General features: G+C 68.4%; 15 protein-coding genes. 5 read left to right on the top strand and 10 right to left on the bottom strand.

Features of this window, described 5'->3' with window-relative positions; translation table 11 throughout:
* Positions 1 to 296 precede the first annotated feature (296 nt).
* Positions 297 to 3002, top strand: a complete 2706-nt coding sequence (gene acnA, locus BLP62_RS02820) for an aconitate hydratase AcnA (RefSeq protein ID WP_093005646.1) — start codon at positions 297 to 299, stop codon at positions 3000 to 3002.
* A 94-nt stretch (positions 3003 to 3096) separates the two neighbouring features.
* On the opposite strand, the gene atpD is transcribed toward acnA, so the two are convergent.
* From atpD to BLP62_RS02775, 9 genes are read right to left on the bottom strand one after another with little or no spacing between them, the layout of a single operon-like run.
* Positions 3097 to 3768 (bottom strand): V-type ATP synthase subunit D, encoded by a 672-nt coding sequence (gene atpD / locus BLP62_RS02815; protein ID WP_093005643.1) that lies wholly within the window; start codon positions 3766 to 3768, stop codon positions 3097 to 3099.
* A 10-nt stretch (positions 3769 to 3778) separates the two neighbouring features.
* Positions 3779 to 5215, bottom strand: a complete 1437-nt coding sequence (locus BLP62_RS02810) for a V-type ATP synthase subunit B (protein WP_093005641.1) — start codon at positions 5213 to 5215, stop codon at positions 3779 to 3781.
* Between the two features lie 9 nt (positions 5216 to 5224).
* The gene (locus tag BLP62_RS02805) at positions 5225 to 6961 is read right to left on the bottom strand and encodes a V-type ATP synthase subunit A (protein ID WP_093005639.1); all 1737 of its coding nucleotides are present in this window, start codon (positions 6959 to 6961) and stop codon (positions 5225 to 5227) included.
* A gap of 12 nt (positions 6962 to 6973) precedes the next feature.
* Positions 6974 to 7288, bottom strand: coding sequence for a V-type ATP synthase subunit F (gene atpF, locus BLP62_RS02800; RefSeq protein ID WP_176758126.1), 315 nt, complete (start codon positions 7286 to 7288; stop codon positions 6974 to 6976).
* A gap of 2 nt (positions 7289 to 7290) precedes the next feature.
* A complete protein-coding gene (locus BLP62_RS02795) occupies positions 7291 to 8262 on the bottom strand; it encodes a V-type ATPase subunit (protein ID WP_093005636.1) in 972 nt (323 codons plus the stop codon).
* 3 nt (positions 8263 to 8265) lie between these two features.
* Entirely contained in the window at positions 8266 to 8832 is a 567-nt protein-coding gene (locus BLP62_RS02790) for a V-type ATP synthase subunit E (protein ID WP_093005634.1), read from the bottom strand.
* A 55-nt stretch (positions 8833 to 8887) separates the two neighbouring features.
* Positions 8888 to 9187, bottom strand: a complete 300-nt coding sequence (locus BLP62_RS02785) for a F0F1 ATP synthase subunit C (protein WP_093005682.1) — start codon at positions 9185 to 9187, stop codon at positions 8888 to 8890.
* A 13-nt stretch (positions 9188 to 9200) separates the two neighbouring features.
* Positions 9201 to 11159 (bottom strand): V-type ATP synthase subunit I, encoded by a 1959-nt coding sequence (locus tag BLP62_RS02780; protein ID WP_093005632.1) that lies wholly within the window; start codon positions 11157 to 11159, stop codon positions 9201 to 9203.
* On the bottom strand, positions 11156 to 11470 hold the full coding sequence (locus BLP62_RS02775) for a V-type ATPase subunit subunit G family protein (protein WP_093005630.1): 315 nt from the start codon (positions 11468 to 11470) through the stop codon (positions 11156 to 11158). Before BLP62_RS02775 ends, BLP62_RS02780 begins: the two co-directional genes overlap by 4 nt.
* Positions 11471 to 11571: 101 nt before the next feature.
* Between BLP62_RS02775 and BLP62_RS02770 the strand changes: the two genes are divergently transcribed.
* The gene (locus BLP62_RS02770) at positions 11572 to 12717 is read left to right on the top strand and encodes a 23S rRNA (cytosine(1962)-C(5))-methyltransferase (RefSeq protein WP_093005629.1); all 1146 of its coding nucleotides are present in this window, start codon (positions 11572 to 11574) and stop codon (positions 12715 to 12717) included.
* Here the strand turns inward: BLP62_RS02770 and BLP62_RS02765 are convergent.
* Positions 12665 to 13075 (bottom strand): hypothetical protein, encoded by a 411-nt coding sequence (locus BLP62_RS02765; RefSeq protein WP_093005627.1) that lies wholly within the window; start codon positions 13073 to 13075, stop codon positions 12665 to 12667. The two genes, BLP62_RS02770 and BLP62_RS02765, sit on opposite strands and share 53 nt — an antisense overlap.
* A gap of 43 nt (positions 13076 to 13118) precedes the next feature.
* Here BLP62_RS02765 and BLP62_RS02760 point away from each other — a divergent pair, with 43 nt between their 5' ends.
* From BLP62_RS02760 to BLP62_RS02750, 3 genes are read left to right on the top strand one after another with little or no spacing between them, the layout of a single operon-like run.
* Positions 13119 to 13328, top strand: a complete 210-nt coding sequence (locus BLP62_RS02760) for a DUF3248 domain-containing protein (RefSeq protein WP_093005625.1) — start codon at positions 13119 to 13121, stop codon at positions 13326 to 13328.
* Positions 13325 to 13696 (top strand): DUF3809 family protein, encoded by a 372-nt coding sequence (locus tag BLP62_RS02755; RefSeq protein WP_093005623.1) that lies wholly within the window; start codon positions 13325 to 13327, stop codon positions 13694 to 13696. The genes BLP62_RS02760 and BLP62_RS02755 overlap by 4 nt, the downstream gene beginning before the upstream one ends.
* Positions 13697 to 13716: 20 nt before the next feature.
* Positions 13717 to 14391 (top strand): metal-dependent hydrolase, encoded by a 675-nt coding sequence (locus tag BLP62_RS02750; RefSeq protein WP_093005621.1) that lies wholly within the window; start codon positions 13717 to 13719, stop codon positions 14389 to 14391.
* Positions 14392 to 14406 lie beyond the last annotated feature (15 nt).

Here is a 14406-nt window from a genome sequence, read left to right as displayed (position 1 = left end):
ACGCCGGGGGTAGGGCTTTGCGAAGGCTCTTTTGGGGCCCCCGCTCTGGCGCAGGGGTACTTAGCCACGGGCTCGGAGGCCTGCGGCCCACCTGGGCCTTCCCAAGGAGGCCCTGCTGGAGACCCTGAAGATCGCCCGCCAGGCCCAGGCCAACGCCGTCTTGGGCCAGGCCCCTTCTGGAAGTGCTATAGTGGGGGTGGCCGGGGCGGGCGCCCCCCCTCGGGCTGGAATCTTCCCCCAAAAGTAAGCGTCCAGGATCGCCCCTTTGCCCGCGCGGGGGAAGGGAAAGGAGGACCATGAAGGACAGCTTTCAGACCCTGAAGACCCTGACCACAAAGGGCGGCACCTACGGCTACCACGACCTCCTGGAACTGGAGAGGAAGGGCCTGGCGGAGGTAAGCCGCCTCCCCTTCTCCATCCGGGTGATGCTGGAAAGCCTCCTGCGAAACGAGGACGGCTACCAGGTCACCCGGGAAGACATTGAGGCCCTGGCCCGCTGGCAACCCGACCCCGGGGAGATCAACGTGCCCCTGAAGCTCGCCCGGGTCATCCTCCAGGACTTCACCGGGGTCCCGGCGGTGGTGGACCTCGCCGCCATGCGGGACGCCATCAAGGCCAAAGGCGGCGACCCCAGGCGCATCAACCCCGTGGTGCCCGCCGACCTGGTCATTGACCACTCGGTCCAGGTGGACGCCTTCGGCACCGCCTACGCCTTCTTCTACAACGTGGAGAAGGAGTACGAGAGGAACCGGGAGCGCTACCTCCTCCTCAAGTGGGCCCAGAACGCCCTGGAGAACTTCCGGGTGGTGCCCCCGGGCACGGGCATCGTCCACCAGGTGAACCTGGAGTACCTGGCCCAGGTGGTCATGACCGAGAAGCGGGACGGGCTCACCCTGGCCTTCCCCGACAGCCTGGTGGGCACCGACAGCCACACCACCATGGTGAACGGCCTCGGCGTCCTGGGCTGGGGCGTGGGGGGCATTGAGGCCGAGGCAGTGATGCTGGGCCAGCCCTACTACATGCTGGCCCCCAAGGTGGTGGGGTTCAAGCTCTACGGGGAGCTCCCCGAGGGGGCCACGGCCACGGACCTGGTCCTCACCGTCACCGAGATCCTGCGCAAGCACGGGGTGGTGGGCAAGTTCGTGGAGTTCTACGGCCCCGGGGTGGCCAAGCTCTCCCTGGCCGACCGGGCCACCATCGCCAACATGGCCCCCGAGTACGGGGCCACCATGGGCTTCTTCCCCGTGGACGAAGAGACCCTGAACTACCTCCGCCAGACGGGCCGCCCCGAGGAGCTCGTGGAACTGGTGGAGGCCTACACCAAGGCGGTGGGCCTCTTCCGCACCCCGGAGGCGGAGGAGAAGGTCCGGTACTCCGAGTACCTGGAGCTGGACCTAAGCGCGGTGGAGCCCTCCCTGGCGGGCCCCAAGCGCCCCCAGGACCGGGTGCCCCTCAAAGAGGTCAAGAAGAGCTTCCTCACCCACCTCACCAAGCCGGTGAAGGAAAGGGGCTTCGGGCTTTCCGAGGGGGAGCTCCAGAGGAAGGTCCTGGTCAAGCGCCAGGACGAGGAGTTTGAGCTCACCCACGGCTCCGTGGTCATCGCCGCCATCACGAGCTGCACCAACACCTCCAACCCCTCGGTGATGCTCGGGGCGGGGCTCCTCGCCAAGAAGGCGGTGGAGGCGGGCTTGGACACCAAGCCCTGGGTGAAGACCTCCCTCGCCCCCGGCTCCAAGGTGGTGACGGACTACCTGGAGATGAGCGGGCTCATGCCCTTCCTCGAGGCCCTCCGCTTCCACGTGGTGGGCTACGGGTGCACCACCTGCATCGGCAACTCCGGGCCCCTCCCTGAGGACATCGCCAAGGCCGTGGAGGAGGGGAACTTGGTGGTGGCCGCCGTCCTCTCCGGGAACCGCAACTTTGAGGGCCGCATCAACCCCCACGTGAAGGCCAACTACCTGGCGAGCCCCATGCTGGTGGTGGCCTACGCCCTGGCGGGCCGGATGGACGTGGACTTCACCACGGAGCCCTTGGGCTACGATCCCAACGGCAAGCCCATCTACCTCAAGGATATCTGGCCCTCCATGGAGGAGATCCAGGAGGCCATCCAGAAGACCCTGGACCCCGAGCTCTTCAAGAAGGAGTACAGCAAGGTCTTTGAAGGGGATGAACGCTGGCAGGCCCTCCCCGCCCCCACCGGGGAGCTCTACCGGTGGGACCCCGAGAGCACCTACATCCAGAACCCGCCCTTCTTTGAGGACCTGGGCGAGCGGAAGGTGGAGGACATCCGGGGGGCGCGGGTCCTCCTCGTCCTCGGCGACTCCGTGACCACGGACCACATCTCCCCCGCGGGGGCCATCCCCGTGAAGAGCCCCGCCGGCCAGTACCTCCTGAGCAAGGGGGTGAAGCCGGAGGACTTCAACTCCTACGGCTCCCGGCGCGGCAACCACGAGGTGATGATGCGGGGCACCTTCGCCAACATCCGCATCAAGAACCTCATGCTGGACGGGATTGAGGGCGGCTACGCCAAGAAGCTCCCCGAGGGGGACGTGGACTTCGTCTACAACGTGGCCATGCGCTACAAGGCCGAGGGCACGCCCCTCCTCGTCATCGCCGGGAAGGAGTACGGGACCGGCTCTAGCCGCGACTGGGCCGCCAAGGGCACCTACCTCCTCGGCGTGAAGGCGGTGCTCGCGGAGAGTTACGAGAGGATCCACCGCTCCAACCTCGTGGGCATGGGGGTCCTGCCCCTGGAGTTCCTGCCGGGAGAGAACCGGGAGACCCTGGGCCTCACGGGGTACGAGGTCTACGACATCCTGGGCCTCGAGGACCTCAAGCCCAGGAAGCTCGTGGACGTCGTGGCGAGGCGGGAGGACGGGAGCGAGGTCCGCTTCCAGGCCATCGCCCGCCTGGACACCCCCGTGGAGGTGGACTACTACAAAAACGGGGGCATCCTCCAGACCGTGCTCCTGCAGATGCTAAAGGAGGCCAAGGCCCAGTAATCGCACCTGGCGCGCGCCCCGGGGATTTCCGGGGCGCCGCTTTCTTAAAAAAACCCACCCCCCGGGGGCTTCCCCGGGGGGGTTCGCAAGCCCTTTAGAGCCCGGCGCCGATCTCCAGCTGGGGGTTAGGGCGGGCCCCTTCCTCCTCGGCCTCCCGGGCCTCAATCTTGCCCTTGATGCGCTTGAGGCGGAAGGTGTCCTCCCTTTCCCGCTGCTCCAGGACCTGCTGGATGAAGCGGATCTGGGAGCGGATCCCGGGGATCACCACCTGCTCCAGGGCGTTCACCCGGCGGGTGGTCTTCTTGATCTCCTCGCCGATCTTCTTCAGGCGGGTCTCGGTGTTGGCCACCTGGACCAGGGCCTCGGCGTAGCGGCGGAAGGCCCGGCTGGCCTCGAGGGTGTAGGCCGGGGTGCCCACGGGGGAAAGGAGGGCGCCGTCGGGGAAGGCGGCCTTGAGCCTCGGCACCTTGCTCCCCCAGACGTTCTCCACCTCCGCCTCCACCCCCTCCAGAAGGGGAACGCCCAAGGCGGCCCCGGCCACCACCTCCGGCCCGTCAAAGGCCTGGGCCAGAAGGAGCGCCCCGTAGGCCTCCCTCGCCGCCTGGTTCAGGGCCTTCCTGGCCTCCAGGGCCTCCCGCACCAGGCCGAAGAACTCCGCCACCAGGGCGTCCCGCTTCTTCTTGAGGAGGTCCACCCCCTTCTGCGCCAGGCGGAGCTGCCCCCGCCTTTGCAGAAGGTTCATCCGGGTGGGGCTGACTTGGCTCATCTACCCTCCCCTAGTCCAGGGCCTGGGGCGCGCCCCAGATCTCCTCCAGCTTCTGCCCGTAGTACTTGCCGATGTGGTCCTTGGAAATCCGCTTGAGCTCGCCCTGGGGCAGCATGGAAAGGAGCGCCCAGGCGATCTGCAGGCTCTCCTCAATGGAGCGGTTCTGCTGCCCCTGGTTGATGAAGTGCTTCTCAAAGGCGTCGGCGAACTGGAGGTAGCGGCGGTCGTTCTCCGTGAGGGCGTCCTCGCCGATGATGGCCACGAGCTTCCTGATGTCCACCCCGTTGGCGTAGGCGGAGTAGAGCTGGTCGGAGACCTGCTTGTGGTCCTCCCGGGTCTTGCCCTTGCCCACGCCGTTGTTCATGAGCCGGGAGAGGGAGGGCAAGGGGTCAATGGGCGGGTAGATGCCCTTGCGGTGGAGCTCCCGGGAGAGCTGGATCTGCCCCTCGGTGATGTAGCCCGTGAGGTCGGGGATGGGGTGGGTGCGGTCGTCGTCGGGCATGGAGAGGATGGGGATCTGGGTCACGCTCCCCTTCTTCCCCTGCACCACCCCGGCGCGCTCGTAGATGGTGGCCAGGTCGGTGTACATGTAGCCGGGGTAGCCGCGGCGCCCGGGGATCTCCTCGCGGCTCGCCCCGATCTCCCGCAGGGCCTCGCAGTAGTTGGTCATGTCCGTGAGGATGACCAGCACATGGTAGTCGTGCTCAAAGGCCAGGTACTCGGCCACGGTGAGGGCCATGCGGGGGGTGAGGATGCGCTCAATGGTGGGGTCGTCCGCCTTGTTGAGGAAGAGGACGGAGCGGCTCAGGGCCCCGGTGCGCTCAAACTCCTGGATGAAGTAGGAGAGCTCCCGCTGGGTGATCCCCATGGCGGCGAAGACCACGGCGAAGGGCTCCTCCTTCTCCCCCTCCCCGGAGAGGTCGGGGCGCACCGTGGCCTGGCGGGCGATCTGGGCGGCGATCTCGTTGGCGGGGAGGCCCGAGCCCGAGAAGATGGGGAGCTTCTGCCCCCGCACCAGGGTGTTCATCACGTCAATGGTGGAGATCCCGGTCTGGATGAACTCCTCGGGCTTCCTCCGGGCCACGGGGTTCAGGGGCAGGCCCACGATGGGAAGCCGCTTCTCCGGGGTGATGGGGGGCAGGCCGTCTATGGGCTTGCCGATGCCGTTGAAGCGGCGGCCCAGCATCTCCTTGGAGACCCCAAGCCTCGCCACGTCCTCCACCAGGCTCACGCTGGTGGTGGCCAGGTCCAGGCCCGTGGTCTCCTCAAACACCTGGATGACGGCGTACTCCTCGGAGACCTCAATCACCTGGCCGCCGCGGACCCGGCCCGTGCCGTCCTTGATGTCCACGATGGCCCCGTAGGCCAGGTCCTTGGCGTTCTCCACGAAGAGCAAGGGCCCCGAGATGTAGGTGATGCCCGTGTACTCCTTCTTCAAGAGGTCCATCTTCCCTCCCTACGCCAGGGCCTTGAAAGCTCCCTGGATCTCCTCCATGGCCTGCTCAAAGTAGCGGGGGAACTCCTCCTCGCTCACGTAGCGGGCGCGGCCGATGCGCTCAACCACGGGGAGCTGGAGGATCTCGTCAATGGAGACGCCCCGCCTAATGGCCGCCTCCGCCTCCTTGTAGAAGGTGAGGATCATCTTCATGATCCCGTAGGCCTTCTTCATGGAGCAGTAGGCGTCCACCTCGTGGTAGGCGTTCTGCTGCAGGAAGTCCTCGCGAATGATCCGCCCCACCTCAATGATGAGGCGCTCGGCGTCCTGCAGGGCATCCGGCCCCACGAGCTGCACGATCTCCTGGAGGCCCGCTTCCCGCTGCAGAAGCTCGGAGATGGCGTCGCGAAGCTCAGGGTAGTCCTCGGCCACGTTCTCCCGGTACCAGGGGTCAAGGGCGGGGGTGAAGAGGGAGTAGGAGCCGTTCCAGTTGATGGCGGGGAAGTGGCGGCGGAAGGCCAGGGAGGCGTCAAGCCGCCAGAAGGCCCCCACGATCCTCAAGGTGGACTGGGTCACGGGCTCGGACATGTCGCCGCCCGGCGGGGAGACGGCCCCCACGATGGTCACCGCCCCCTCCTCGCCCCCCAGGGTGATGACCTTGCCCGAGCGCTCGTAGAAGGCGGCGAGCCGGGCGGCGAGGTAGGGCGGGTAGCCCTCCTCGGCGGGCATCTCCTCGAGGCGGCTAGAGATCTCGCGAAGCGCCTCGGCCCAGCGGCTCGTGGAGTCGGCCATGAGGGCCACGGCGAACCCTTGGTCGCGGAAGTACTCGGCGATGGTCACCCCCACGTAGATGCTGGCCTCGCGGGCGGCCACGGGCATGTTGGAGGTGTTGGCGATGAGCACCGTGCGGTGCATCAGGGGCCCCCCGGTCTTGGGGTCGGTGAGCTCGGGGAACTCCACCAGCACGTCCGTCATCTCGTTCCCCCGCTCGCCGCAGCCCACGTAGACCACCACGTCGGCGTTGGACCACTTGGCCAGGGACTGCTGGGTCACGGTCTTGCCGCTCCCGAAGGGCCCGGGGATGGCGGCGGTGCCCCCCATGGCCACGGGGAAGAGGACGTCCAGGATGCGCATCCCCGTGAGGAAGGGGGTGTTGGGGTCAAGCTTCCTCTGCACGGGCCTCGCCCGGCGCACGGGCCAGGTGTGGTACATCTTGAGCTCGGTGCCGTCCTCGAGGACCACCACCGGCTCCTCCACGGTGTACTCCCCGGCGGGCTTCACCTCCTTGACCCGGCCCTTCACGTCCGGGGGCACGAGGACCTTGTGGGTGAAGTTGAACTCGGGCACCGTGCCCAAGACCATGCCCCCCCGCACCTCGTCCCCGGGCTTGACCCTAGGCGTCCAGGCCCACTTCTTCTCCCGGTCCAGGGCGTGGACCACCACGCCCCGGGTGATGTAGATCCCGGTCTTTTCCTGGATGCGCTCCAGGGGGCGCTGGATGCCGTCGTAGATGCCGTTCAGCATCCCGGGGCCGAGCTCCACCGCCAGGGGAAGCCCGGTGGAGACCACGGGCTCCCCCACCTTGAGGCCGGAGGTGTCCTCGTACACCTGGACGAAGGCCGTGTCCCCGTCCAGGCGGATGATCTCCCCCACGAGGCCCTCGTGGCCCACCTTGCAGATGTCGTACATGCGGGCCCCGGTCATGCCCTTGGCGATCACCGCCGGGCCCGCGATCTTCTGGATCACCCCTTGGATCATCTTCCCTCCATTCTACAGCTTGATGTCAAAGCCGATGGTCTTCCTCACCAGCTCGCGCATGTAGCCTTCCACGTCGGGGTTTTGGAAGGCGTCCTTGAGGCCGGCGATGGGGAGGAGCACGGGGAGGTCCTTCCCCCGCATGAGGCGCTCCACCGCCTGTTCGGGCTCGGGGAGAAGGGCCTGGTCCACGGCCACCAGGGCGTAGCGTCCCGCCTGCACCAGCGCCTCCAGGCGGGCCTTGGCCTCCTCGGGGGTGGCCGCGGGGTAGGCCTCGAGGCCCGCAAGCCGGAAGCCCTGGGCCGCCTCGGGGTCAGCGATCACCGCGATCCTCATGCGCAGGTCACCTCCTCCTCCACCTGGGCCCGGGGAAGGCCGTAGTAGGCCCGCCGGGCGAGGAGCCTGAGCCGCATGGCCTCCCACTCCCGCTCCTTCACGTAGGCCAGGACCAGGCCCGCCCCCAAGGGGTCCGCGGCCCCCTTCCTCGCCTCCTTGAGGAGAAGGCAGCGAAGGCGGCGCTCCAGCTCCTTCAGGTCCCGTACCCCGGAGAGGGAGGCCAGGGGCGTCCCGGAAAACTCGTCAAAGACGGCGTAGTCCCCCTCCAGAAGCCGGGAGAAGCGCACCCGGTCCACAAAGCGCCCGCCCCGGACGAAAAGGGCCTCGGGGGCCACGCCCTGGCCCTGAAGCTTAAAGGCGGTGCGCAGGTTCTCGGCGTCCACCTCCAAGGCCAGGTAGTCCCGTAGGGCGGGCTCCTCCAGGGCCTTGGCCCCCTTCACCACCCCCTCAAAGAAGCGCTTGGCCAAAAGGGCCTCCACCCGGGCGAGGTCCTGGGTCTCCCGCAGCACCTCCCTCAGGGCCCGGGCCAGGGGATGGCCGGGGACGGCCAGGACCTGGGCCACGCCCGCGGCGTCCTGGGCCTCGTAGGCCTGGCGCCAAAGCTCTTCCTTGAGGGTGCCGGGGAGAAGGGGCACCTCCTCCAAGGGGCGGCCCGTGGCCTTGGCCCGGAGGAGGGCCTGGAGGTTGTGGAGGTCGTTGCGCAGGAGGAGGAGCCGCACCGCCTCCCGCGCCTCCCCCGTGACGAGGCCCGGCAGGTCCCCCACCAGCCTGGCCTGGGTGCGGGCGATGGCCCGGTCCACCTGGGGAAGGCCCTGCCCCGAAAGCTCCCCCCCGTAGACCGTCTCGGAGAGGAGGCGGAGGAAGTCGGGAAAGGCGAGGTCCAGGGCCTCCTGGAAAAAGCTCTCCTTGAGGAGGGTGGCCCGCCGGGCCCGCACCCGGGCGTTCAGGTAGCCGAAATCGTCCGCCATGGCCTAGCCCCAAAGGACCTGGGCCACCTGGGAGGAAAGGGCGTCCCACGCCCGCTCCAGGCGGCTTTCCAGGGCGTTTTCCACCTGGGTCCTTCCCCCCTTGCCCAAAGCCCGCACCCCCAGGCGAAGGGCGGGGTCCGCCCGGAGCTCCAAGCCCCGCTCCCGGGCCAGGGGCTCCAGGTGGGGGAGGTTCTCCGGGTGGGAGACCAGGGCCTCGGGCTCGGGCAGGGCGGCGAGGGCCTCCTCGGCGAGCTTGCGCAGGATCTCGGGCCACTCGGGCTTGCCGGGAAGGGCCCTTAGGGCCTCCTGTGCCTTGCCCTTCACCGCCTGGAGCACCTCCCCCTTGGCCTGGGTTCGGGCGGTGGCCAGAAGAAGCTCCCCGGCGCTTTCCGCCCGGCGGAGGGCGGCCTGGAACTGGGCCTCCAGGGCCCGCTTCCGCCCCTGGAGGAGGGCCTCCGCCTTGGCCTCGGCCTCCTTGCGCAGGCTTTCCGCCTTGGCCTTGGCCTCTTCCAGGAGGGAGCGGATCTCCGCCTCCACTTCCTGGCTCAAAATGGCTTCCAGTTTGGACATCTTCCCTCCTGGGAAAAGGGCCAAGCCCCTTAAGGGGCCTGGCCCCGGGGAGCGCTTAGAGCTTGCCGTTTAGGATGAAGGCGATGAGAAGGCCGAAGATCACCAGGGTCTCGGGCAGGAGGAGGAAGATGAGGGCCGTACCGAAGTTGCCCCGGTCCTCGGCGATGGCCCCCACGCCCGCCGCGCCGATCCGGGCCTGGGCCACGCCGGTGCCCAGGGCGGCCAAGCCCACCGCCAGGCCCATGCCCACGGCGATGAGGCCCCGGTCTAGGCCTCCGGAGGCCGCCGCTTCCTCCGCCGCCAAGGCCAACGCGCCGAACACCGACACCAAAAGGAGCGCCAAAAGCTTCTTCATCATCTTTCCCTCCCTACTGCGTCTCGCGGACGCTTTTGAACGGCCGGTATGGCCTGCCGTTCTCCTCGTAGAAGCCGAACTTGGTGAAGAACTCCACCCAAAGCAACCGGATGGGCTGGAGCATGTGGCCCAAGGTGGTGAGGAGGAGGATGAGAAGGTGCAAGACCCCCGCCACCAGCAGGCCCAGGAGCACGCCCACAAGCCCAAGCCGCTCGGCGAGGGCGAAGCCCACGTCCGTGAGGAGGCCCGCGAGGATCCCACCCGCCGCCCCCACGGCGTAGATACGGATGTGGGAGAGGATGTGCCCCGCCTGGGTGAAGATCTCCGGGACCATGAGCCAGATGCGGCTCATGAGGACCGCAAGCAGGAAGACGCCAAAGCCCAGGTACATCAGGGCCTGGAGCCAGGCCGCCTGGAGGTTCCCCAGGTAGGAGGCGGCCAGGGCCAGGATGCCCAAAAGCCCGCCCAGATACCCCACCCCCTCCCAGAAGTGGGCCATGTGGCGGTGCTTGAGCCCCAGGTAGGCCCGTAGAGCCAGCCCCCAGAAGACCATGACCACCCCAAAGGCCACGGAGAGGAGGATGAGGAGGTTGGCGGTCTTGGCGGTGTCAATCCTGGGGATGAGAATGGGGATGAGCCCGGGGTGCTCCGGGGTGCCGAAGACGCCCAGGTGCTCCAGGAAGGTGCCGAAGAACTCCCCGTAGACCACGCCCCAGACCACCGTCCAGAAGACCATCCAGTTCAGGATGTAGACCAGCTTGCCGATGACCGGGGGCTTGAGCTTCAGGGCGAAGAGGTCTATGACCAGGGGCTCGTTCCGCTTCACGTACCCGGAAAGCCAGCGCCCGAGGAGCAAGAAGAGGAGGGCGTAGCCGATGTCCCCCACGATCATCCCGAACCAGAAGGGAAAGAAGACGGGGACCACCGGGGTGGGGTCAAAGGAGCCGTACTTGGGGGTGTTGAGGAAGCTCACCAAAAGCTCAAAGGGCTTGGCCCAAGGGGGGTTGTCCAGGGCCACGGGGACGCGGTCCGCCTCGTGGTGCTCGTCCACGGGCTCAAAGGCGTAGACCACGCCCTCCTTGTGCCGGGCGAGGGCCTCTTCCACCTTGGGCTTGGCCTTCACGGGGACGTAGCCCAAGAGGGCGAAGCCAAACCGCCCCGAGGCCAGCTCCTCCAGGGCCTTGAGCCGGGCCACCTCGTCCTTGGCCCGGGTCCAGAGGCTCTGGAGGGTGGAGCGGGCCTCCTGGGCCAGCCGGTAGAGGGCCTGGCGCACCTCGGAAAGCTCCTTGGGGGCGGCCTCGGCCCGCTCCTTGAGCCGCCTCGCCGCCTCGGAAAGGGGAAGGTCGGCGTAGGGGCCGCTTAAGCGGAGCTCGGCCAGGCCCAGCCGGGAGAGGGCGGCCTTGGCCGCCTCCTGGTCCTTGCGGTACACCACAAGGAGGGCGGCAAGCCCCTTGCCGTAAGGCTCCGCGGCCAAGAGGAAGCGGTCCTCCAGGGCCTTCCTTAGGCCCTCCTCCACCAGGGGAAGCTCCTTCTCGCCGAGGAGGAAGGGGAGGACGCGGAAGATGGGGCTTTTGTCCAGGCCGTGGGCCATCCCCGCGAGCCTTTCCAGAGGCTCCAGGTAGGCCTGGGCCAGGGCGAGCTCCTCCTCCAGCTCCTGCTTCTGCCGGGTAAGGCCCTCGGCGTGGGCCTGGATGGGGGAAAGGGCCTTCTCGGCCGCCTCCAGCCCCTCGGGGAAGGGCCTTCCGGGCTCCGCCTCCTGGCCGAGGAGGGCCAGGGTGTGCTCGGCCCCCGCGGCCACGGCCTCCCAGCGCCTGAGCTCCTCCCGCTCCTCGGGGGATAGCCGGTACTCGGAAAGGGCCTCCACCCGCAGGGTCTCCAGGTGGACCACCCCTGCCTGCTGGAGGCTTTGGAGAAGCTCCCTGGCCCGCCCCTTGGGCCCGGCCAGGACCAACTTCTCCATGGGGGCGATCACGGCAAGACCCCCCGGAGCACCAGGGCCACCGCCTCCTCCAGGCGGGCCTGGGCCTTTTCCCGCACCGCCTTCGCCTCGGCCTCCGCCTGGGCCCGGTACCGGGCCAAGAGGGCCTCGGTCTCGCGGGCCTCCTTCTCGCGGTGTTCGGCCTCGAGGGCCTTGGCCTTGGCCTCCGCCTCCTCCAAGAGGGCCTTGGCCTCGGCCTCGGCCCGCGCCAGGAGCTCCTCCGCCTCCTTCTTGGCGGCCTCGAGGCGGGCCAGGAGCTCCCGCTCCTTCTCCGCTAGGCTTTTGATAAGTCCCAGGCCTCCCATCGCCCCTCCTTATGTGAAAAGATGCGCAAAGCGCGCCCACCGGTTAGGCTACCGGCTTCCGGGGCAGACGTCAACCGACCCCGCTTAAGTATACTTAGGCGGTGCGTGTTCTCGTCAACGAACGCGGGGCGGAGAGGCTCCTTGCCCGCCACCTCTGGGTCTTCCGCCGGGACGTGGTCTCGGGGCCCGAGGCCCCTGGCCTCTTCCCCGTCTACTGGGGCAAGCGCTTCCTGGCCCTGGCCCTTTACAACCCGCAAAGCGACCTCGCGGTGCGGGCCTTCCGCTTCCGGCCAAGCCAAGACCCCAGGGAGGCCCTTCTGGAAAACCTGGATAAGGCCCTGAGGCGACGCCTCCCCCACCTGGAGCGGGAGCCCGAGGGGGGCTTCCGCCTGGCCCACGCCGAGGGGGACTTCCTCCCGGGGCTCGTGGTGGACTACTACGCGGGCCACGCCGTGGTCCAGGCCACGGCCCACGCCTGGGAGGCCCTCTTGCCGGAAGTGGCCGAGCGGCTCAAGCCCTACGCCCAAAGCGTCCTGGCCAAGAACGACGCCAAGGCCCGGGAGCTGGAGGGGCTTCCCCTTTACGTGAAGCCCCTGTGGGGAAAGGTGCCCCCCCGGGTGGCGGTGCGGGAGGGGCAGGTGCGCTACCTGGTGGACCTGGGGGAGGGGCAGAAGACGGGGGCCTTCCTGGACCAGCGGGAAAACCGTCTCCTCACGGAAGGCTTCCGGGGGGAGAGGGCCCTGGACGTCTTCAGCTACGCCGGGGGCTTCGCCCTGCACCTGGCCTTGGGGTTCAAGGAGGTGCTGGCGGTGGACAGCTCCCGGGAAGCCCTGGCCCGGGCGGAGGAGAACGCCAGGCTGAACGGCCTCCGCCTGAAGACCCTCGAGGCCAACGCCTTTGACCTCCTGCGGAGCCTGGAGAAGGCGGGGGAGCGCTTTGACCTGGTGGTCCTGGACCCCCCGGCCTTCGCCAAGGGCAAAAAGGACCTGGAGAGGGCCTACCGCGCCTACAAGGAGATCAACCTCCGGGCCATCAAGCTTCTGAAGGAGGGGGGGATCCTGGCCACGGCGAGCTGCAGCCACCACATGGGCGAACCCCTCTTCTACCAGATGCTCCTGGAGGCGGCCCAGGACGCCCACCGCACCTTAAGGGTGGTGGAGAAGCGGGGCCAGCCCTTTGACCACCCCGTGCTCCTCAACCACCCCGAGACCCACTACCTGAAGTTCGCCCTGCTAGAAGTGCTCTGACCCTCTCCGCAAGACCGTCTGGATCGGGCACGGCAAGGGGGAGCCGTTCCCCGTGGCGCAGGGTGAGGAGGAGGGAGGGCTTCCCCCGGGACAGAGGCCCCGCGGACCAGAAGGCCACCTCCACCTCCTTCACCTCCTCCCAAAGGAGGCGGCGGCCCAGGCCCAAGGGGGGGTGGAGGCGCAGATGGTCGGGGAAAAGGAGGAGGCGAAAGCCCTGCCGCAACCGCCACCAGGGATAGAGAAGGGCCAAAGCCGCCCAAGGGAGCTCCCCCGCCAGGAGGCCAACCCCCAGGAAGCCCACCCCCAGCCAGAAGGCCAGGGGGGAAAGACGGGCAAAGCGCACCTCCTCGAGGGGCATCCTCCCCATTATCCCAAAAGCCTTGCCCCGGTAGACTAAAGGGGTGGAGAAGGACCTTTTGGAGGCCCTGGGGCAGCACCTCGTCTGGCGCATCGGCCGCGCGGAGGAGGAGGAGGTGCTGGTGGTGCGGGTGGGGCTGGCCTCGGCCACGCCCCGGTTCCGGGAGCTCCCCCGGCTCCTCAACCTCCCCGACCAGGAGATGGCCCGTTTGCTTCGGGAGGGCCGGGTACGGGTGGAGTGGGTGGAAGGATGAGGGTGCGGCTTGAGCTTCACCTCAACGGCCACCCTCCCCAGGGGCTTCCCTTGGAGCTCGCCTGGGAGGAGGGGGGGGTGCGGGGGCTTCTCCGCCAGGACAACCCGGCCCTGGGCGAGCTGGTCCTGCCCTTCCGAAGCCGCCTCGAGGGCCTAAAGCTCACGCCCCTCCCCCTCCCTCCCCCCTCCCTCCGGGTCTTTGGGGAGGCCAAGCCCCAGGGGGAGGGCTTCCTCCTCTCCTTGGAGGTGGAGCTCGCCTTGCCCGAGGGAAGGACCTGGGGGGAGCGGGCCTTCCTCCGGCTGGTGGAGGCCATCTTCGCCCTGGGGATGGAACGGGCGCTTTCCCAAAGGGCGGGCCTCGGGGTATAGTTGGGCCCAAGGAGGCAGGTATGGTGGAGGTACGCTACCTGGGCCACTCGGCGGTTTGGCTCACCGACGGCAGGACCCGGATCGTCATAGACCCCTTCCTCACGGGAAACCCCATGGCCGCCCTGGGGGTGGAGGCGGTCCAGGCCGACCTCATCCTGGTCACCCACGCCCACGGGGACCACTTCGGGGACGCCGTGGCCCTCTCCAAGAAGGGGGGGGTGGTGGTCTCCACCTTTGAGATCGCCACCTACGCCGAAAAGCACGGGGCGAAGAGCCTCCCCATGAACATCGGGGGCACCCATCGCTTTGAAGGGGGCTGGCTCAAGTGGACCCCCGCCTGGCACTCCAGTAGCTTCCCCGACGGCACCTACGGCGGCATGCCCATGGGCGTGGTGGTGGAGCTTGGGGGCAAGCGCATCTACCACGCCGGGGACACCGCCCTCTTCTCCGACATGGGCCTCATCGGGGAGCTGGGCTTAGACCTCGCCCTCCTCCCCATCGGCGACCACTTCACCATGGGGCCGGAGGACGCCCTGAAGGCCCTGGAGCTCCTCAAGCCCAAGAAGGTGGTGCCCATCCACTACAACACCTTCCCCCCCATCCGCCAAGACGGGGAGGCCTTCGCCCAAAGGGCCAAGGAGAAGGGCGTGGAGGGGCACGCCCTCAAGCCGGGAGAGGTTCTCCGCCTTGACTAGGAGGGACTTCCGGCT

The organism is Thermus arciformis (genome assembly GCF_900102145.1).
GTDB classification, from domain to species: Bacteria; Deinococcota; Deinococci; order Deinococcales; family Thermaceae; genus Thermus; species Thermus arciformis.
The sequence above is the reverse complement of the archived record's forward strand: the minus strand, read 5'-3'. Positions and strand labels throughout refer to the sequence as shown.

What these genes read in the sequence shown, in the direction of transcription:
- BLP62_RS02755 (WP_093005623.1), top strand. Translation starts at nt 13,325, where the DNA reads ATGAGGGTGCGGCTTGAGCTTCACCTCAACGGCCACCCTCCCCAGGGG.
- BLP62_RS02795 (WP_093005636.1), bottom strand. Translation starts at nt 8,262, where the DNA reads ATGGCGGACGATTTCGGCTACCTGAACGCCCGGGTGCGGGCCCGGCGG.
- BLP62_RS02765 (WP_093005627.1), bottom strand. Translation starts at nt 13,075, where the DNA reads ATGCCCCTCGAGGAGGTGCGCTTTGCCCGTCTTTCCCCCCTGGCCTTC.
- acnA (WP_093005646.1), top strand. Translation starts at nt 297, where the DNA reads ATGAAGGACAGCTTTCAGACCCTGAAGACCCTGACCACAAAGGGCGGC.
- atpD (WP_093005643.1), bottom strand. Translation starts at nt 3,768, where the DNA reads ATGAGCCAAGTCAGCCCCACCCGGATGAACCTTCTGCAAAGGCGGGGG.
- BLP62_RS02750 (WP_093005621.1), top strand. Translation starts at nt 13,717, where the DNA reads ATGGTGGAGGTACGCTACCTGGGCCACTCGGCGGTTTGGCTCACCGAC.
- BLP62_RS02810 (WP_093005641.1), bottom strand. Translation starts at nt 5,215, where the DNA reads ATGGACCTCTTGAAGAAGGAGTACACGGGCATCACCTACATCTCGGGG.
- BLP62_RS02775 (WP_093005630.1), bottom strand. Translation starts at nt 11,470, where the DNA reads ATGGGAGGCCTGGGACTTATCAAAAGCCTAGCGGAGAAGGAGCGGGAG.
- BLP62_RS02805 (WP_093005639.1), bottom strand. Translation starts at nt 6,961, where the DNA reads ATGATCCAAGGGGTGATCCAGAAGATCGCGGGCCCGGCGGTGATCGCC.
- BLP62_RS02785 (WP_093005682.1), bottom strand. Translation starts at nt 9,187, where the DNA reads ATGAAGAAGCTTTTGGCGCTCCTTTTGGTGTCGGTGTTCGGCGCGTTG.
- BLP62_RS02790 (WP_093005634.1), bottom strand. Translation starts at nt 8,832, where the DNA reads ATGTCCAAACTGGAAGCCATTTTGAGCCAGGAAGTGGAGGCGGAGATC.